The following is an 18,061-nucleotide window of genomic DNA, read 5'->3' as shown; positions in this document are numbered from 1 at the left end:
TTTTTAAAGAGCGGCGGGCTGTGAGGCCCTTCGCAGCCCCTCGTAAGTCGCTGCGATGGGTTTAATTTAGCTTTAGGCTAAAATTACGTCAATAGCTAACAGCTAAATAAATTTAGCCGCTAACGAATTTTCTTCGGATGGAGGGCGATGCTTCGCGTGGGCAACTTCGCGTCTTTACGTAGGGCTTAGCACTGCGCTATGATTTTCGAATGCTGTACGCATATACAGTCAAAAGGAGTAGACGATGAGCGCGGCATTCGAACAAAAAGAAGTCGAGATACCAGCAATGTCAGGTATGGAGCGGTTAAGCCTGCGGGTATCAGAGATGATCAATCACCCGATCGCGCAGCTTCAACGCTGGGTGAACATCCATCGACTAGACACGGATGGGGATCGGGAGTGGGAGGAGGTACTGGGGGTGATCGCTGACACGGACGAGCTTGAGTTGACGCTCAACGACGACGGCAGCGTGACAGTGAGGTGGGAACAGCAGGAAGTCGAGGTGGCGGGGATGGGAGAGCTTGAGTTTGAGCAGGATGAGGAGCTGGCGCCTTTCTGACGAGTATGAAAAAGCCCGCGCTTGGCGGGCTTTGGGATCCTTAGCCTTTTTGCTCCTGTTGCTGAAGGCAGGCCTGGAAGATGGTATCTCTGAAATCCACGATTGCCTTTTCTTTGTACTTGGGAGATGAGTAGGCGCTCTCTTTGTACGCACCATCAATAAGCATTTTGAAGACTCTGGACGTATAGCTGTTATCGGTCACGGACGCTTCGTACATTTTTGCCATGGGAACGCCGTTTTGGCGGGCCTTCATCACAGACTCGGCCATCTTATCCATTTGAGGGCAGTCGTATGCTTTGTCTGCCGCAATGGCAGATGAGGCCGTAACCGTCGAGATAAGAACGGCTGCGATCATTGCTTTCATTGGATCCCTCCCGTAATTGAAACCGCACTTTATCATTCGTGGCGTACAGCCACCATCGAACTGCGGGGCATCAATCCGGCTCTTGCGCCTTCAGCCTGGCCAACCCCTGCTTGATGTGCCCGGCATTCTCGCCAAGGGTGAAGAGGGCGCCTCGTATGTTATCGCCGGCCTCGGCATTGCCCTGCCCTTCAACGATTAACGTCAGTTCCATAACTGCAGCTTCTAGGGCGAGCTGATTATCGTAGATTCGTTCAAGTATGTCGGGGAGGGAGTATTCGGGGGAGGGCATTGCTCTGTCTCCATAGAGGGTATGGAAAGCGTAGCAGCAGGCAAAAAAACGGCCCGCTTGTGGGCGGACCTAAAGGGAATTCTTCAAAGGAGTAGGGTGAGTTTGACTCTTGTCCTGTAAATGCCAGGTGAAAAATATGTCGCCGAAACGAAAGGTCTCGCATCGCGGCCTGCTTGAAGGCCGCTTTCAGAATGATGTAGCTATCGACTGGGCCAACTGCATGTCTGACATGAGCGGAGAAGGATAGGTCGAATGGTAGTATCTGGATGCCTGCTCAAACTCTGCGCCACGAATCTCGCCCTCTGAGCCAATGAATGCGAGGGCATCGTCTTTCGCCTTTATCATCATTGAGGGGCCGTAGACTGTGAATGCCGTTGTTCCGCCGAGGATCATCGTTGGGACCATGGTGGTGACGGTCAGTGTTCTTTCGACGGGATTCTCGACTTCAAACGCTATAGCGTCAGCGCTGCTCATCACCATGACGGCGATCGCCAGGGTCTTCCATGAGTCCATTCTTCGAAGCTTCCATTGCAATCAGAGGGCGCCACCATATCAGAGCAGTGCGTTCGGCAGAAACAAGAAGCCCGGCACAGGGCCGGGCTTGATTCAGTGAACAGCGGAACTGTAATGCGCCTGGAAGTCACTGAACAATATCGTCGGGGACAGCCCACCGAGAACATTGATTTCGTCCTCGGCTTTTTGTTTCTTGTCCCGATCATCGACTATGAACAAGACATCAACGGGCTCTTCGGATTTGTTGATGATGACAGCCTTTCTAAGCCGGGCGTTGATTGACTGCTGCACCGGGGCGACAGCATCAACATAGGTGTCTCCCCACAAAAAATCGAAGGTCACATCAATCTTGCCAACCCTTAGAGCTGCATTTCTCAGCAGCTTTCTTTCCGGGTCTTTAGCCCGAAGCAGCATCTCGACCTCTTCAGTCAATGAGAAGTCAGTATCCCCCTCGGAGAACCTGTCCTCCTCCCACGTAGCGATTGCTGCCATGAGCCGAAGAATCTTTGCTCCCCAAATATCGAGATCACCCTCAGGGAAAACGCATTCAAAGGCTCCGGCGCTAGTCAGCTCAAAACCGTGGCGGACGCCGAGATTCTCAAGACCTTTCCAGTTTCTCTTGTCGCCGAGAGCGTATCCAAGCGAGCGAAGCGCGAAAATGGTTATCCCATCATCGGTAAACTCAATATGGTTTCCGCGTTTGATCAGGTAAAAATCAAGGGGCTTGCCTCCTGGCAATGTTATGGGCGTGCTGATGTAGGTAGCTGGACCGCTACCTACATTGACGGTTTGGCAATGCCACCCCGATTTTGAGAAAAAATCTCCGCATCCAATGCTGCACATACCCTTACCCAAATAGATCGTCATCGAAAGGAGTCGATATTGAACGACCATTAACGCTCATAATTCTAGCGTGTCGTACGAATCGCTCAACCCATCTACGCTCAGTGGCCCCACTGATCGACGACCGGACCTTTTTCGTTATTTGAGCCAAACGCTCGTCACCAAGATGAAGATGAGGCCCAAACATGTCCATTCCTTTTTCTCTGTGGGACCGCTCATGCTCCGGCCACACCTCAAGCATGAAAACGCGGCGCTTTTCCTTGCCCTCTCGGTACATGAGCCCATAGCTGACACGTTCCCCCATTCTCCCAGGCTGAAATTCACCTTTGAAGTAGAGGTTAGGAATCGTTACGCGACGATCATCCAGCAACCCACTTGTAGCTTCTAACCATCCGCTGTGAGAGGGTTTTTCGGACCATTCCACATCTTCAGATAGAGACTTTATCCGCTGGCACCATTGGCGACAGTCGTCTAGCCAGGTGTCTTTGTGCATTGCCGCTCCTTGGTATTATGGGTTTGCTCAGGGCCTATCCCGCACAATCCTTCCCGCCTTTACCTCATCCGCATACCCGGCCAGCCGATCCTCGACACCCTGCTCATCCCCTGCCGCCAGAAGGCGCTTGGCAAAGACAAACAGATCTACCCCTGACCACTTGAGCAGCGCCGCAGCCTCTTTTAGGTCGCGGCGCAGCTGTTGGTTGGGTTTGGTAAAGGCGATGGCGTTAAACCGGTTGTCCGTTCCAAACGTAAAGCACCCGTGCCAGGATGTGAGTGTCGTCCACGCGGATGTCCTCGGGGTCGTGGTGCTTGTTGTCCGAAATCATCTTGAAGCGGTCCTTGCCTTTCTTCTGCAGGCGCTTCACGTAAAGCATGTCGTCGTGGGAGAAGAGGTAGATGCCGTCGCCTGTGAACTCCCGGATCGTGATGTCGACCAGTAGCGGGTCGCGATCTTTGATCGTCGGTGCCATTGACTGACCCCAGCCGGTAATCATCTTCAGGTGAAAGTGCTCTTTGAAAGTGAGGCCCATCTCGCGCAGGTGTTTTGGGCTGACCCGTATGTCCTGGAGCATCTCCGGATACTCGTGCGGGATCTGCCCGCCGCCCATCGCCGCGCGCACGTCGTAGTGCGCAATCCACACCTCGTCACCAACCTGGCCAGGGCGAGAGAAATCGACGGTTATGACGTTACTCGTTTCGTCCGCCGCCGCGATGATCCTGTCACGGGCGATGCTCGTTAATCCTTTGACCTTCGAAAGCATCTGCTTGATCTGATCCGCTGCGGTTTGTGCAGACGATTCACCCAAGTCAGCGCCCGGAGATTGTCCTTCGCCGTGGCTCATCGACTCACCATGCGATATGGAGTCAAACCATCCCCTAGGCAATCTCTCGATCGCCTCGATTCTCCGAGCTACGTCATCCCCCAAGTTCTTTGCCGTTTTGTCCGACAAAATCTGGCTTAGGTGCGCAGGCGCCATCCCCCAGCGCTCGGCGCACGCGCCTTTTCGCTGGGTTCCTATAAGGCTGATCAGTTTCTGCTTACGAATCGCATAAATATCCATGCGGGCAAGAATGCCAGCGTTTAGCTCAATGCTAAATGTGCTCAAAGCTAAATATTCCTTGCTGATATATTAGCCGTAAGCTAAATTTATCCTATGTTTAAGGAGAGATCCCATGAATGACCATCTGCGTGACTGGCTCGCCAGCGCTTCAAACGAACGGCGCCAGTCAGTGGCTGCCGCTGCTAAGACAACGGTAGGACACCTGTGGCAGCTAGCAGGCGGTCACCGAAAGGCATCGGCAGACCTGGCCGAACGCCTTCAAGACGCGTCCGGTGGTGAGATCACCATTGCAGGCTTGCGCCCTGATCTTCTCGATCTGGCGCACAAAGTCCTGCGCGGCGCCGCCTGAAATTCCTCTCCGCCGTTCCATTGAAGCCAGATTAGAAGAGAGCAGTCCCCATGCAAACGTCCAGTTCCAGACACACCGTACAAACCCGTGATCAGGTGCTGGTCGCCCATGCCCAAAACCAGATCGCGCGCACCAGCCTGAGCCAGGACGACTTCGCTCAGGCGCTGAGCCGCGAACTGCATCTTTCGATACCAGATCGCGCCAAGAAGAAGGAAGTGCCTGATTTCAACTCGCCCGAACTGACAGCCGAACTCGGCGAGTTCGTGAAGGCGACCGGCCGCTGGCTCAAGCGTGTTCAACGCTGGCTTAACGGCGATCAGGAAATGCCGTCTTGGCTGGAGGAGTCGTGGGTCAACGCCCTTGAGCCTGAGTACCGCGATCACTGCCTGAATGAACTTGCCAGCCGCCACGGCTTGACCGGCGCCCGCCAGATGACCAGCGACCAATGCGCGAACAAAAGCTTCGGCGCGCTGATCCGTGCGCTCGGCGATGTGATCGACACCGGCAGCGAAGTGTTTGACGACCAGGTGATGTGCGAACTGGATCTGCCGCACTTGCCCGCGTTCGCCAAGCAGTGCCGCCAGGTTGAAGCGAAGGCGGGGGAGTTGGGGCGTCGTGCGGAGCAGTTGCTCGCGGCGGCTCGCCCTCTCAAATCCATCGCCTGAATTAAAGGCACAAAAAAGCCGACGTACGAGGTCGGCTTTTTCTACAGCGGTAAACAACTGGAGCGAATCATGCACCAACACACTGAATCGATCAATAGCCCCAACATTCCCGCGCCACGGTTTTCGCAATCTGAAAACGTGGCGCGCAATTCCTCAGTGATTCCGTTCGACTTCGACGGTGCGGCGATCCGGGTCATCACTGACAAGCTCGGTGATCCGTGGTTCGTCGCGCGCGATGTCGCTGATGCCCTAGGTTACTCCAAGCCGGAGAATGCCGTGGCCCGCCACTGCAAGGCCGCGACCACTACCCCGAAACAGGGTGGTGGTTTCATGACGATCATTCCGGAGCGCGATCTGTACCGGCTGGTGATGAAGTCGAAGCTGCCGGCCGCCGAGAAGTTCGAAGAGTGGGTGGTGGGCCAGGTGCTGCCGAGCATCCGCAAGACCGGCTCGTTTTCCGCCCAGGGCCCGAACAACTCCAAGATCGTCGGCGAGCTGGCAATCCTTGAGTGCTTCGACCGCCTTTTGAAGCCGGCACCCTCCAGCAAAATGCTGATGCTGGCCAAGATCGCCGCCAACAACGGCCTGGACGCCAAGTTCCTCCCAGGCTACGCGGTGGATGCCGCCCCTGACGCCGCTGGCGGGTCTTCGATGCCCACCAAGTCAATTACCGCACTCCTAAAAGACAACGACATCCGTATTGGCCCGGCGGCGTTTAACCGTGCGCTGGAGGAAGCGGGCTTTCTCAAGATGCTACATCGCAAGAACTCCCAGCAAGAGATGGTTCCGTTTTGGTCTGTGACCGAGAAGGGCATGGCCTACGGCAAGAACCTCACCAGCCCTCAATGCCCCCGAGAGACGCAGCCTCACTGGTACGTGGATCGCTTCCTTGAATTGGCCGGCCTTGTCGGCAAAGGAGCCAAGTAATGGCCGGTGACTGGATAAAATTCGAACTGTGCACCCTGGACAAGCCAGAGGTTTGCCAGATCGCAGAGTGGGCTCGTATCGATCCAGATGCGGTAGTTGGCAAGCTTATGCGCGTTTGGGGCTGGTTCGATCAGCAGACAGAAAATGGTAACGCTCCGAGCGTTACTAAAAAGTTACTTGATCGTCTCGTAGGCGTTAACGATTTCTGCGACTACATGAAACTGGTCGATTGGATGGTTGAGTGCGAGGGTGTTATCAGCCTCCCTCATTTCGACCGTCATAACGGGAAGACCGCTAAAAACAGGGCTTTGACGGCTCGCAGGGTTGCCGGACATAAGTCAGGTAACGCAAAAGGTAACGCTGCCAGCGTTAAAAGTGCGTTACCTAAAGAAGAGAAAGAGAAGAATAAAGAACCTCTCTCTGTGCGTGAGTCGGTTGACCCTCGCATGCCCAGCGAAATGACCCTCGACTGGAAACCTGATCACAAGCTGCTGAAGACCTACTCGGTCCACTCTGGCGTAGCGTTGGACCTATTCACCGAAGAGGCGCGCCGCGCTTTCACTGCCCACTATGAACCGCGCGGCCAGGTGAATACTCAGGCCGAGTGGGTGCAAATGCTGGTCAAGTGGGTGCTGAACGACCGAAATCGCGCAGCAGCATCGAACGTAAGGCAATTCACGCCGCGCCAGAGCACTGAGCCTGACTTCGACAGCAATGCCTGGGCCGAAGGCCTTGTGGTGAGCCCATGAAGCCAGTCAACCAACTGATGGCGACCATGGGCAACCTGCCTGCCGTGGAGCCTCGCCAGCCGCTCCAGGTGACGCCCCAGACGGCAGAGGTGGTGAACGACCTGTTCCGTCGCCTTCGCGGGATCTTCCCGGCATGGCGCCAGGCGTGGCCATCCACGGAAGCGCTCGACGCCGCCAAGGCCGAATGGATCAAGGAGTTCGCCGACGAGGGAATCCGCACTCTGGAGCAGATCGAGTTCGGTATCCAAAAGTGCCGCAAGCTCAAGAAGCCTTTCGCGCCGAGCGTGGGGGAGTTCATCGCCATGTGCGTGCCTGGCCCGGAAGACTTCGGCATGCCAGCCGCTGCTGACGCCTGGATCGAGGCGCTGATGGCCGCGTACAGCCATGAAGCGGTGAAGCTGGCCGCCGAGGCTACCGGGTTGTTTGACCTTCGCGGGGCCAAGCAGGAAGACAAGGGGCTGCGGGCCAGGTTCGACCGCAACTACGAAATCATCCTTCGCCGTGCCCAGGCCGGGCAACAGCTCCACGGCCGAATCGCCACCGGTATCGGTCACGACAGCCAGAAAACCGAACTCGAGCGGGCCAACGAGCTGGCCGACCAGCAGACCCAGGCGCGAATCCTTCAACAGGGCATCCCTTCCGATGGTATGTCTGCCCGCGCCCAGCTGATGGCCAAGTTCGGCAAGAAGACAACGGAGCAACGGACATGACCATCGACAAGCAGAAACTTCAGAAGCTGTTGTGGAGTGAAGTCGCTTCTTGGAAGGCTGACTGCGGGGAGTGGAAGCAGAACGCTGAAGCGCTTGGTGAATTCCTCGACGAGAAGACCGTGGAGGAGGTGGCGCTGGAGCTGCTGGCCGAGAACGAGGCGTTGCGAAAGGATGCGGCGCGGTATCAGTGGTTGCGCGAGGCGCGCAGCGGCTACATCGAGGTCGTGGAGTGGATTGGCCCGCACGCAACCGGGATGACCGGCGAAGACCTTGACGCACTGCTCGACGCCGCCATGGGCAAGGGAGAGCTGTCATGAACCCGATCATCACTCATCAAATGCAACCGTGCCCGTACAGCTGCGTGTCGACCTGCATGGCAATGATCGTTGGCCGGCCGGCACAAGAAGTCATCGAAGAGATGCACAAGCCCTATCGCGATGGGGATCTGACCTTGCGCCAGATGCTGGAGCGCCTCGGCGTTGAATACACGGCGTTCTTCAGTCTGGATTGCCCGCCGCTGGCAGATGAGGGTGTTTATCTGTGCACGTCACCTTCGCTCAACATCGAAGGCGGTAACCACCAGATCCTGATCGAGGTCACCGACGAGGGCTACTTCGTCCTTGATCCGGTTCAAGGGCGCGAGGATCGCAAGTATTACGTGGCGCGCGGGAAGGGCGAGGGCATTGCGCTGGCGGTCGACCTTGGTGGGTTTGTCGTAGACGCCTTCATCTCGCGTGACCATCTTTTGGCCAAGCGGGCGGGCGCGACTTTGGCGGAGGCTGCAGCATGACCAGCCTTCAGATCCGCAACGAATCAGACCGCAACAAGGCCATGGGCTATATCGCCGGCCTGGACCTGGCCAAGCCCAAGAAGCTGGCCATCACCGAAGTGGACCGCAGCGGGGAGCAGAACAAGGCCCTGCACGCGGCTCTGTCCGACATCGCCGCCCAGGTCGAACACGCCGGGAAGAAGTGGGATGTCCTGATCTGGAAGCGCCTGCTGACGGCCGCCTGGCTGCGCGAGTCTGGCGATCAACCGCAGATGATACCGGCGGTAGACGGTAACGGCTTCGATGTCATCTACGAGCGCACCAGCAAGCTCACCGTGAAGCAGTGCGCCGAGCTGATCGAGTGGGTACATGCGTTTGGCGCTGAGCACCAGGTGCGGTGGACGCAGAAGGACAACTGGGGAGGGCGGTACTGATGGCGATCGAGCGGAAACAGCCCAAGCCAAAGAAGTGCCGCGTTGCTACGTGCAGGGCCTCATTCGTCCCGGCGCGGATGGGTCAGGCGGTATGCAGCCCTGCGTGCGCAATGATCGACGGGCCGCGCCATGCGCCCAAAGCCCGCAAGGCTCTGGATCAGATCGAGCGCGCCGAGATCAAGGTCCGCAAGGAGAAACTGAAGAGCAGGGCTGACCACCTGCGCGAAGCCCAGACCGCCGTGAACGAGTACGTGCGCCTGCGTGACGCGCACCTGCCGTGCATCAGTTGCGACTCAATGCCGAACGACAACAACCTGATGACGGGTAGCCGCTGGGATGCTGGGCATTACCGATCCGTCGGCGCCTGCCCGGAACTGCGCTTCGAGCCGCTGAACATCCACCGCCAGTGTGTGAAGTGCAACCGCAACCTTTCCGGCAACGCAGTGGAGTACCGCATCCGCCTGGTGCTTCGCATCGGCGCCGAGAAGGTGGCCTGGCTGGAGGGGCTGCACCCACCATGCAAGTACACCGTGGATGAGATCAAGACCATCAAGGCCAAGTACCGCGCAATGACCAAAGAACTGAAAAAGGGGCAGGCAGCATGAAGATCAACTCAGCGCGCCAGGCTTGGCATGACTGCAAGTACAACCCGGCCCCAGGTCAGACCTCTGACGTTGTTCAATTGGGCGTGGTGGTGCAGAACACCGAGCGCGGGCCAACGGCAAACCACGCGGTGCACGGGGCACTGGCCGGGCACATCCAGTCCGCAATCGCCAGGCTGCACCCGCAGATCCGGGTGTTCGGTGACTTTATGTACGCCGCTGAGCAGAGTGACGACATCCGCGAGGCCGCGGAAGAGGTCGTTTTCCTGATGGTGGTCGGTAAGTCGCCACGCATGACGGCAGCCAAGCGCGAGAAGCTGGAGTTCGTCGTGAAGGGGGTGATGCGCCGGTATCAGCACATGCACCAGGGCGGCCAGTCGACCAACGAAGACCCGCTGGCCAATGCAGAGAAGTTCAGGTCGTGGATGTGGCAGGTGTACGAAGTGCGACTGGAATCGTGCAATTGGGAGCGGGATTGGGGCGGTGCGCTGCAACTGATCTTCGACTGCTGCGAAGATTTGGACCGTCGTGCACTCAGCCCGGTAGCGGCGGTAATTTACGAAATGCGCGAGGCCGCATGACGGCCTATTGCGTTCCCGTGCGGCTGGTGGCATTATTTCCCCATAGCTAGTATTTTGCCTCCGGCAACTAGCTCTGATGTTTCACAAAACCCGACCATTGTGTCGGGTTTTTTGTGCCCGGAAGAAAGCAAAAAGCCCCGACAAGTTCGGGGCTTTTTGTTGGGATCGAAAAAAGAGAGGGCGACTCCAGAGGGTGCTGTAACACCCTAAGGAGACGCCAGATCGCAGATCTAGCCTGCAAGCCAGCCAAGGCCCTCACTGCTCGCGCGAGCGGGACGGAGCCTAGCAGATAAATAAACGGACTTGCAGATGTTGAAAGAATACAGATGCGGTAACTGCAACAGACTTCTCGCCCGCACGGGTGGGTTTACAGAGCTCCAGATCAAATGTTCCCGATGTGGGACGCTGAATCATGTGAAGGCCGCGAGCCTCGAGCAATCGCCGATGAGCGCCATACGCCCAATACAGAGGCCTGAACTTAAATCAGCTAAGTAACGGAGTTTAAAATGGAAAACGCAAACTCGGCGTCTCAAACCTTGCAAAATCTTTGGACTCAAGTACAACCGGTGGATAACACCGGCATGCTTAGGCGCGTGGTTTTTGCGCAAGGCAAGTTTTATGCGGCTGGTGGCAACGGTCTTCCCACAACCACTCAGCTTGTCAGCGGCGACGCCACTGGTACAGCGTGGACCAAGCTTAAGGGCGTCGTCACCTCTGATAGCGGAATGGTCCTCAACGACCTGTACTGGAACGGTCTTGGGACACAGCTTCAAGCCGTTTCTCAATCCGGCAATGTGGCCTACGGCAGCACAGCACGCCCTGAAAGGGATTGGACAAACATTACGGCAACTGTTCGCGCGTCCGGAGACTTGCAAGGCATTGTGTATTATCAGCCAATTTCTGGCATTGACACGACCTGGATACTGGTTGGGTCTAATGGTAAAGTCTTTTCCTGTTATGGCGATTGGTCAGGCAAGGTGGAGCGCACTACGACCTTCACTTCTAGCGAGACTGTGTACTGCGTAAACGTCATTGGCGTTTTTGTGTTGATTGCTGGATCGAATGGGAAGCTGCTTAGCGCTGTGAAGATGGCGACGGAGTATTCGCAATCATTCGCGGCCAGAACCAGCACATTCGGCACTAGCACCATCCTTTCCATGAAGCTTTGCAACGGGAATATGTTTATCGTTGGTGCGGATGGCAAGATGGCATATTCATCCGATGGGCTTACCTGGACTGCTGTTGCAGATACCAGTTTCGGTGGAACCATCATCCGCGACATTGCTTACGGTAACGGCAAGTATGTAGCTGTCGGCGACGGCGGCAAGACAGCCGTTTCCGAGGATGGGATCGGCTGGGTTCAGCAAGCCAACACTTTCGCAGGAACCGATATCCGGAGCGTCGCCTACGGTAACGGCAATTTTGTCGCTGTTGGTGCAGACGGCAAGATTGCTTACTGGACTCCATGATCTTCTATCTCCTTGTGTAATAGAGCCCAGCCGTCGCGCTGGGCTTTTCATTTCTGATTCAGGCTCGCCACAGCCGGGTGGCCCTTCGGGGGATGCCTGGACGCTGATAAGCCGGTAGTGCAGCGCTACGGAAAAACACCGGCAGCTCGCGCGCTCTGTTCACACCAGACCTCCAGAGTGGCGTCGGCAGACAGCCCGGAAAGACGCGCACACCTATTCAGGGCCTCGACATGATCGGGGCCTTTTCGTTTTCGGCCCCGCCACACCCTTCGCACTGAGCAGGGAGTGCTGCCGGGGCTGACCTATTTCAAACATGCCCCACGGAGTCGAGCGCATGGAGTATTTACAGCGCCTGCTCGACAAGATCGACAGGTTCGAATTGCTGATTGCGGGCCTCGTTGGGGCAGTGATCGCCAGTTGGTGGCACAAGGACGACTTGAACGACTGGCGTGCCTGGATGATCTTCCTCATCACCGGTATGGCCTGCTCGATCTACCTGACGAGCATGGTCAGCACCTACCTGGGCGTGACCGAGCCGAAGATCGTCGCCGGCATCGGCTTCCTGCTGGGAGCCTTCGGCGGCTCGCTCCTGGCGGCCATCAATCGAGCCATTAAATCCGCTGACCTCTGGGCGCTCATTCGCCAGCGGTTCGGGGGAGGCAATCCACCATGAATCTTGAACTGATCAACTCCATCGCCTGCGGCCTTATCGCGCTTTGGGCTGCCTGGTGCGTACTGAGCGGGAAGGTGAGGGACGGCATCCTCGGGAAGCTGATCTACTCGACGATCGCCATCAGCGGCTTCGTCGTCATGGCGCGCAGCCAGAACATCTTCTTTGGCCCGACCAGTGCTGGACTGACGCTGCATGTCTCCCTAGCGATGGCCGGTGCCCGCCACATTTTCATGGTCACGTACTGGCAGCGGGTAAAGTTCTGGCTGTGCCGGACGCTCAACTGCGAACACTGCATGAGCTGCCCGAAGGCGCCGGAAGGTATAGACCGCCGCAAGCAGTAAGCCGCGCCACGTTTTCCAATGCGCCAAATCGTGGCGCGCAATCATGAGGGTTTCAGATGACGACCATTGCCTACAAAGACGGCGTGATCGCCTATGACTCCCGCATCACAAACGGCAGCACGATCACCCATGACGACTTCGAAAAGTGCCAGGAAGTGAAGGGCGTCAAGTTCGTGCTTTCCGGTTACGTGTGCGACTACGCGAAGTTGATCGGCGCTTGGTTCGGCGAAACCGTCACCAGCACGGTGGAGTGCGCGGCTTTGGTGTTTGATGGCACGACGCTTTGCTACGCCTCGTATAGCGCAGAGGATGGACTCTGCAAGACGCCTATCTGGCTTGAAAGGCCGTACGCCATTGGCAGCGGGTCAGATCATGCCCTGACGGCTATGGATATGGGCGCCACCGCCTATAAGTCTGTCGAGATGGCCGCTAAGCGCAACAGCAGCACGGGCGGCACGATCCGCACGGTAATCATCGACCCGGTCAAGGCTGGGTAGGTGTGCCGCAGGTGAGTGCGGCACACTCATATGCTGGGTTACAGATCTTTTATTCCGGTTAGAGCCCTTTTGTGAATTCGGCTCAGCTCAATAAATTCGTCGGTGACGTCGCCAGCGTGGAGATGAGCATACCTTTCGGATTGTTTGCGGCTGAGCCCAACAAACAACTCTGTGCCTGACTCAACGATGATAGCTCCGGATTTTTCCTGTAGCAGCCTGTTGAAGTTAGGGAGGTAGAGGATGTGTATCCCCGAGCCCAGCCGAGCACATGCAAGGTTTGCTTCGCGCTCGTCAGAGTAAGGCCCGCTAACGCATTCGCCATCTGAGGTAGAGTCCACAACTTGGAAGTGGGCCACAGTTGGGTTCGACGACTCAACTGGGACACCGCTAGTAATCGCAATCAAATCGCTGTGGGGTATGTGTACAACGCTATATCTCTCAGTCATGAGATCCGTCCTTGTGAGTTGACCGCAATCAATACCGGCAACGCGCCACTATTACAATCATGCATTCGGCCACACCTGAGACAATTTATGACAACCAAGCAACCCGACTGGGAGGCAATCGAACGCGCCTACCGGGCCGGGCTGCTTTCCATCCGCGAGATCGCCTCAACCCAAGGCATCACCCATGGCGCAATCAACAAGCGCGCCAAGCGTGACGGATGGGAGCGCGACCTCAAGGCAAAGATCCAGGCCAAGGCCGATGCACTGGTATCCAAACGCACGGTATCCACTGAGGTATCCACCAAACAGGCGGATACCGAAAGAGAGATCATCGAGGTCAATGCCGAGGTCATTGCGAACATCCGCATGGCTCACCGAGGCGACATCTCTCGCAGCCGACGCCTCACCAACAAGCTGCTGGATGAACTCGAAGGCCTGACCGACAACCGCGAGTTGTTCGAAGAGTTGGGCGAGCTGATGCGCGACCCGGACGACAACGGCTTCGACAAGCGCAACGACCTGTATGGCAAGGTGATCAGCCTGCCAGGCCGAACCAAGACCATGAAGGAACTCGCCGAGACCCTGAAGACCTTGGTTGCCCTGGAGCGCCAGGCCTACGACCTCGACACCAAAGCCGGCAACAGCGACGCCGACGAACTCTCGAAACTGATGGACGATCTATCGAAGGAAGCCTGAAATGAAGCCCGAGCACTTGAAGCTGCTCCGGGACAAGTACTGGCGACTGAACAACCTCTACTTCATCACGGACAAGCAGGGCAAGAAGGTCCGCTTCCGGATGACGGACGAGCAGATCGAATACTTCGACGGGATGCACACCCGCAACATCATCCTGAAGGCTCGGCAGCTCGGCTTCACCACCGAGTGCTGCATCATCCAGCTAGACGCAGCGCTGTTCGAGTCGGCCAAGTGTGCGCTGATCGCTCACACCTTGAACGACGCCAAGCGCCTGTTCCGGGAGAAGGTCAAATATGCCTATGACAACCTGCCTCCTGAGATACGCGCCGCCAATCCTGCTTCTAACGATGCTGCTGGTGAGCTTGTGTTCAGCAAAGGCGGATCGCTCTACGTGTCCACGTCCTTCCGGGGCGGGACTCTACGGTATCTGCACGTATCCGAGTTCGGGAAGATCTGCGCCAAGTTTCCCCACAAGGCCAGAGAGATCGTCACCGGCGCCTTCGAGGCTGTCGCCACCGATTGCTTCGTCACGATTGAGTCGACGGCGGAGGGTAGGGCGGGCTACTTCTTCGATTACGCGCAGAGCGCAGAACGCCAGCAACTGGCGGGTGTGCCCCTGGGCCTGCTGGACTGGAAGTTTTTCTTCTTCTCCTGGTGGAAGAACAAGGCCTACTGGCTTGACCCGACTGACGTGGTCATCCCACAACGCCTGACCGACTACTTCAACGAGCTGCACGCCAAGCACGGCATCGTCACCAATGACGGTCAGCGCGCTTGGTACGCGGCCAAGGAGAAGACGCTCGGCGACGACATGAAACGGGAGTACCCGTCGATCCCTGTCGAGGCCTTCCAGCAGTCGGTCGAGGGCGCCTACTACGCCCAGCAACTGACCAAGCTGTACGCGCAACAGCGCATCGGAGTGATCCCGAACAACAGCCACCTGCCGGTGATGACCTTCTGGGACATCGGCGTCGGCGACTCCACGGCCATTTGGTTCGTGCGCCAGGTCGGTGAAGAGTTTCACGTCGTCGACTACTACGAGAACAGCGGCGAAGGCCTGCGCCATTACATGAAGGTGCTCAAGGACAAGGGTTACACCTACTCCGAGCACTGGGGGCCGCACGACATCGACAACCGTGAGTTCGGCAGCGATGCCAAGACCCGCCGGGAGCTGGCCCGCGAGGGCTACGACATCGACGGCCAGAAGTACTGCATGACGTTCCAGGTTGTTCCAAAGCTCGGCGTCAATGACGGCATCGAGCAGGTGCGGGAGATTCTGCCCAAGTGCGTTTTCGACGACTCGAAGTGCGAACAGGGCGTGTCCTGCCTTGAGAACTACCGCAAGGAATGGGACGACAAGCGCGGCTGCTGGAAAGACAAGCCGCTTCACGACTGGACCTCTCACGGCTCCGACGGATTCCGGTACTTCGCCGTGGCGAAGAGCGCGAGGAAGCCGGTTAAATCAATCAAAATGGGATTTGCACGCTAATGGCAGACGTCACCTACACCCGCCCGGAGTACGACGCGGCACAGTCCCGTTGGCGGCTGGTGCGCGACGTGTGCAAGGGCTCCGAGACGATCAAGGCTCGCGGCGATTTGTACCTGCCGAAGCCGAACCAGCACGACACAAGCCCGGAGAATGTCGAGCGGTACAAGGCGTACAAGCAACGTGCCGTGTTCTACAACGCAACCGGTCGCACCAAGCACAGCTTGGTGGGAGCAGTATTCCGCACCTGGCCCACGCTGACGGTTCCGGGCGCGCTGGAGTATGTGGCCAAGGATGTCGACGGGCAGGGCGTGAGCGTTTACCAGCAGTCGCAATCGGTCATCGGGCACCTGCTCGAAGTCGGCCGACACGGGCTGCTGGTGGACTATGCCTCAGTCAAAGCTGGATCGGTGAGCAAGGCTGACGAACAGGCCGGTCGCGCCCGTGCGAGTGTTGCGAGCTATCCAGCTGAGTCGATCAGGAACTGGAAGACGCGCAAGGTTGGTGGTCAGCACCTGCTGAGCCTGGTGGTGCTGCAGGAATCGGTGGACGTTGATACCGATGACGGTTTCGGTAGCGAAAAGGTGGTGCAATACCGTGTGCTGCGTCTAGACCCAGCCGGTGTGTACACCCAAGAGGTGTGGCAGGAGAGCTCTAGCGAAACGACGATGGTTATCCCGCCCTTCACGCCGCTGAACGGGCTGGGCCAGCCCTGGCGCGTGATCCCTTTCCAGTTTCTCGGCAGCGAGAACAACGACACCAGCATCGACGACGCGCCGCTGTACGACATGGCGGTGCTGAACATCGGTCATTACTGCAACAGTGCGGACTACGAAGACTCGGTCTGGTTTTCAGGACAGCCACAATTCTGGATCTCCGGCCTGGACGAAGCGTGGCGCGACCACCTTGAAGCCAATGGCATCTATGTTGGCTCCAGGGCGCCGCTGACGCTTCCTGCCAACGGATCGTGCGGCTTCGCCCAGCCTGAGCCGAACACGCTGGTGAAAGAGGCCATGGACGCCAAGAAGGAAGACATGGTGTCCCTCGGTGCCCGGTTGATCGAGCGCGGTAGCGCGGTAAAGACCGCAACCCAGGCTGACAACGACAGCGCAGCCGAACACAGCGTGCTCTCCCTGGTGGTGAGCAACGTCAGCGAGGCGTATAGCCAGTGCCTGGCCTGGATGGCCGAGTTCGTGAACGCCACCGGTGAAGCGGTCTACAAACTCAACCAAGACTTCAGCCAAATCACTTTGGACCCAACGGTTCTGGTTGCACTGTTCAACGCAGTGCAGGGCGGCAAGCTGCCGGCGGGTGACTTCTGGCAGTACCTGCGTGACCGTGGGGTGATTGACCCGGAGAAGACCGACGACCAGATCCGCGACGAACTGGAAACGGAGAATCCCGGCCCCGACCTGGATGACGACGAGGCGAACCTGAATGGCGGCAAACCAAGCAATCCTTGACGCCACCATCCGGCACGCTGTGTTTCTGGAGCAGTTGAAGTCGGGCGAGGTGGCCAAGTTCGCCCCTTTTCTCAAGGAGATTGACCGCTCGATCCGTGAGCGGCTGACCCGCGCGGACCTGACGGATTACACCGTCGCCCGCCTGGAGCGGCTGCTGAGTGAGGTCGATAGCCTGCTGCTTGGTATCTTCGACCGTTACAGCGAGAAGCTGAACCTCGACCTGGTGGACATCGCCAACTACGAGGCCGAGTTTGAAGCGACCAGCCTGACCCGGGCGGCGCCGGTGGGCGTCACCTTCGATGCGGCAGTGCCAGGTGCGGCGGCAATCAGGGCAGCAATCCTCACCAATCCGCTCAGCGTGCGCGGTGCGGATGGCGGCAAGCTGCTCAAGTCGTTCATTGATGGCTTCACCGCCACGGAGCGGCAGCGCCTCACTGGCGCGATCAGGCAGGGCTTCTTCGAGGGCCAGACGAACTTCCAGATCATCAAGAACATTCGCGGTACCAAGGCGCTCCAGTACAACGACGGCATCCTGGCCACTACCAACCGCAACGCCGGCGCCATTGTGCGGACGGCAGTGCAGCACGTCGCCACCCAAGCGCGCATGGAGACGCTCAAGGAAAACAGCGACGTCGTGCAGTCGGTGGAGTGGGTCAGCACCCTGGATTCAAAGACCACCAGCCAGTGCCGGACGCTGGATAAGCAACGGTTCAGGCTGACTGAGGGGCCCAGGCCACCGATCCATATCAACTGTCGCTCCACAGTGGTGGCGGTGACTCGCTTCAGCGCCTTGTTCGCCAAGGACGCCACGCGGGCATCCATAGGTGAAGGCGGTGCCCAGCAGGTTAGGGCTGACCTCAGCTATTACGACTGGCTCAAGCAGCAGCCTGCGGCATTTCAGGACAAGGCCATTGGCCCGGTCCGTGCGAAACTTTTCCGTGAAGGCGGTCTGAGCATCGAGCGATTCTCTGAGTTGCAGCTAGATCGCAACTTTGCTCCTCTGACACTTGCTCAAATGAAAGTTATCGAGCCTCTGGCATTTCAATCTGCGGGTCTTTAGTATTTTGGTAATTGCTA

The 18,061-nt window shown here is 57.8% G+C and carries 27 protein-coding genes; 20 read left to right on the top strand and 7 right to left on the bottom strand.

Annotated elements, in window-relative coordinates:
- The first annotated feature begins 244 nt into the window (after positions 1-244).
- Positions 245-559: a DUF1654 domain-containing protein gene (locus AC3ISR_RS14605; protein ID WP_489324306.1), complete on the top strand. Its 315-nt coding sequence runs from the start codon at positions 245-247 to the stop codon at positions 557-559.
- A gap of 40 nt (positions 560-599) precedes the next feature.
- Here the strand turns inward: AC3ISR_RS14605 and AC3ISR_RS14600 are convergent, their stop codons facing one another.
- From AC3ISR_RS14600 to AC3ISR_RS14570, 7 genes are all read right to left on the bottom strand, one after another.
- The gene (locus tag AC3ISR_RS14600; protein WP_028616750.1) at positions 600-923 is read right to left on the bottom strand and encodes a hypothetical protein; all 324 of its coding nucleotides are present in this window, start codon (positions 921-923) and stop codon (positions 600-602) included.
- A gap of 70 nt (positions 924-993) precedes the next feature.
- A complete protein-coding gene (locus AC3ISR_RS14595) occupies positions 994-1,212 on the bottom strand; it encodes a hypothetical protein (protein ID WP_489324305.1) in 219 nt (72 codons plus the stop codon).
- 186 nt (positions 1,213-1,398) lie between these two features.
- Positions 1,399-1,725: a DUF2388 domain-containing protein gene (locus AC3ISR_RS14590; RefSeq protein ID WP_489324304.1), complete on the bottom strand. Its 327-nt coding sequence runs from the start codon at positions 1,723-1,725 to the stop codon at positions 1,399-1,401.
- Between the two features lie 93 nt (positions 1,726-1,818).
- Positions 1,819-2,592: a DUF1828 domain-containing protein gene (locus AC3ISR_RS14585; RefSeq protein ID WP_169994967.1), complete on the bottom strand. Its 774-nt coding sequence runs from the start codon at positions 2,590-2,592 to the stop codon at positions 1,819-1,821.
- Positions 2,573-3,061, bottom strand: coding sequence for a hypothetical protein (locus AC3ISR_RS14580; RefSeq protein WP_489324303.1), 489 nt, complete (start codon positions 3,059-3,061; stop codon positions 2,573-2,575). The genes AC3ISR_RS14585 and AC3ISR_RS14580 overlap by 20 nt, the downstream gene beginning before the upstream one ends.
- A 27-nt stretch (positions 3,062-3,088) precedes the next feature.
- On the bottom strand, positions 3,089-3,286 hold the full coding sequence (locus tag AC3ISR_RS14575) for a hypothetical protein (protein ID WP_489324847.1): 198 nt from the start codon (positions 3,284-3,286) through the stop codon (positions 3,089-3,091).
- A 4-nt stretch (positions 3,287-3,290) separates the two neighbouring features.
- Positions 3,291-4,127: a S24 family peptidase gene (locus AC3ISR_RS14570; protein WP_489324846.1), complete on the bottom strand. Its 837-nt coding sequence runs from the start codon at positions 4,125-4,127 to the stop codon at positions 3,291-3,293.
- A 112-nt stretch (positions 4,128-4,239) separates the two neighbouring features.
- Here AC3ISR_RS14570 and AC3ISR_RS14565 point away from each other — a divergent pair, with 112 nt between their 5' ends.
- The 19 genes from AC3ISR_RS14565 (at position 4,240) to AC3ISR_RS14475 (ending at position 18,044) form a co-directional block, all read left to right on the top strand.
- Complete coding sequence (locus tag AC3ISR_RS14565) at positions 4,240-4,476, top strand: helix-turn-helix domain-containing protein (protein WP_017479602.1); 237 nt, start codon at positions 4,240-4,242, stop codon at positions 4,474-4,476.
- A gap of 50 nt (positions 4,477-4,526) precedes the next feature.
- Positions 4,527-5,141, top strand: coding sequence for a hypothetical protein (locus AC3ISR_RS14560; RefSeq protein ID WP_489324302.1), 615 nt, complete (start codon positions 4,527-4,529; stop codon positions 5,139-5,141).
- Between the two features lie 69 nt (positions 5,142-5,210).
- Positions 5,211-6,068, top strand: coding sequence for a BRO-N domain-containing protein (locus AC3ISR_RS14555; RefSeq protein WP_489324301.1), 858 nt, complete (start codon positions 5,211-5,213; stop codon positions 6,066-6,068).
- Positions 6,068-6,817: a DnaT-like ssDNA-binding domain-containing protein gene (locus tag AC3ISR_RS14550; RefSeq protein ID WP_489324300.1), complete on the top strand. Its 750-nt coding sequence runs from the start codon at positions 6,068-6,070 to the stop codon at positions 6,815-6,817. The genes AC3ISR_RS14555 and AC3ISR_RS14550 overlap by 1 nt, the downstream gene beginning before the upstream one ends.
- Entirely contained in the window at positions 6,814-7,527 is a 714-nt protein-coding gene (locus AC3ISR_RS14545) for a replication protein P (RefSeq protein WP_489324299.1), read from the top strand. Before AC3ISR_RS14550 ends, AC3ISR_RS14545 begins: the two co-directional genes overlap by 4 nt.
- Positions 7,524-7,844: a hypothetical protein gene (locus tag AC3ISR_RS14540; protein WP_489324298.1), complete on the top strand. Its 321-nt coding sequence runs from the start codon at positions 7,524-7,526 to the stop codon at positions 7,842-7,844. Before AC3ISR_RS14545 ends, AC3ISR_RS14540 begins: the two co-directional genes overlap by 4 nt.
- Complete coding sequence (locus AC3ISR_RS14535; protein WP_489324297.1) at positions 7,841-8,317, top strand: hypothetical protein; 477 nt, start codon at positions 7,841-7,843, stop codon at positions 8,315-8,317. The genes AC3ISR_RS14540 and AC3ISR_RS14535 overlap by 4 nt, the downstream gene beginning before the upstream one ends.
- Entirely contained in the window at positions 8,314-8,730 is a 417-nt protein-coding gene (locus AC3ISR_RS14530; RefSeq protein WP_489324296.1) for a recombination protein NinB, read from the top strand. The genes AC3ISR_RS14535 and AC3ISR_RS14530 overlap by 4 nt, the downstream gene beginning before the upstream one ends.
- A complete protein-coding gene (locus tag AC3ISR_RS14525; RefSeq protein ID WP_489324295.1) occupies positions 8,730-9,335 on the top strand; it encodes a recombination protein NinG in 606 nt (201 codons plus the stop codon). Before AC3ISR_RS14530 ends, AC3ISR_RS14525 begins: the two co-directional genes overlap by 1 nt.
- Positions 9,332-9,913 carry a hypothetical protein gene (locus AC3ISR_RS14520; protein WP_489324294.1) on the top strand — a complete coding sequence of 194 codons (582 nt, stop codon included), beginning with the start codon at positions 9,332-9,334 and terminating at the stop codon, positions 9,911-9,913. Before AC3ISR_RS14525 ends, AC3ISR_RS14520 begins: the two co-directional genes overlap by 4 nt.
- Positions 9,914-10,222: 309 nt before the next feature.
- Complete coding sequence (locus tag AC3ISR_RS14515) at positions 10,223-10,408, top strand: zinc finger domain-containing protein (RefSeq protein WP_489324293.1); 186 nt, start codon at positions 10,223-10,225, stop codon at positions 10,406-10,408.
- Positions 10,409-10,419: 11 nt separating this feature from the next.
- Entirely contained in the window at positions 10,420-11,382 is a 963-nt protein-coding gene (locus AC3ISR_RS14510) for a beta propeller repeat protein (RefSeq protein ID WP_489324292.1), read from the top strand.
- A gap of 334 nt (positions 11,383-11,716) precedes the next feature.
- Complete coding sequence (locus AC3ISR_RS14505; RefSeq protein ID WP_003218335.1) at positions 11,717-12,055, top strand: hypothetical protein; 339 nt, start codon at positions 11,717-11,719, stop codon at positions 12,053-12,055.
- A complete protein-coding gene (locus tag AC3ISR_RS14500; RefSeq protein WP_489324291.1) occupies positions 12,052-12,396 on the top strand; it encodes a hypothetical protein in 345 nt (114 codons plus the stop codon). The genes AC3ISR_RS14505 and AC3ISR_RS14500 overlap by 4 nt, the downstream gene beginning before the upstream one ends.
- 56 nt (positions 12,397-12,452) lie before the next feature.
- Entirely contained in the window at positions 12,453-12,893 is a 441-nt protein-coding gene (locus AC3ISR_RS14495; RefSeq protein ID WP_489324290.1) for a proteasome subunit beta, read from the top strand.
- A gap of 533 nt (positions 12,894-13,426) precedes the next feature.
- Positions 13,427-14,035: a hypothetical protein gene (locus AC3ISR_RS14490; RefSeq protein ID WP_489324289.1), complete on the top strand. Its 609-nt coding sequence runs from the start codon at positions 13,427-13,429 to the stop codon at positions 14,033-14,035.
- Position 14,036: 1 nt separating this feature from the next.
- The gene (locus AC3ISR_RS14485) at positions 14,037-15,524 is read left to right on the top strand and encodes a terminase (RefSeq protein WP_489324288.1); all 1,488 of its coding nucleotides are present in this window, start codon (positions 14,037-14,039) and stop codon (positions 15,522-15,524) included.
- Positions 15,524-16,984, top strand: coding sequence for a DUF4055 domain-containing protein (locus AC3ISR_RS14480; RefSeq protein WP_489324287.1), 1,461 nt, complete (start codon positions 15,524-15,526; stop codon positions 16,982-16,984). The genes AC3ISR_RS14485 and AC3ISR_RS14480 overlap by 1 nt, the downstream gene beginning before the upstream one ends.
- Positions 16,959-18,044: a minor capsid protein gene (locus AC3ISR_RS14475; protein WP_489324286.1), complete on the top strand. Its 1,086-nt coding sequence runs from the start codon at positions 16,959-16,961 to the stop codon at positions 18,042-18,044. The genes AC3ISR_RS14480 and AC3ISR_RS14475 overlap by 26 nt, the downstream gene beginning before the upstream one ends.
- The last annotated feature ends 17 nt before the right edge of the window (positions 18,045-18,061 follow it).

Source organism: Pseudomonas sp. GL_117 (assembly GCF_057835125.1).
This window is presented reverse-complemented; position numbering and strand designations above follow the sequence as displayed.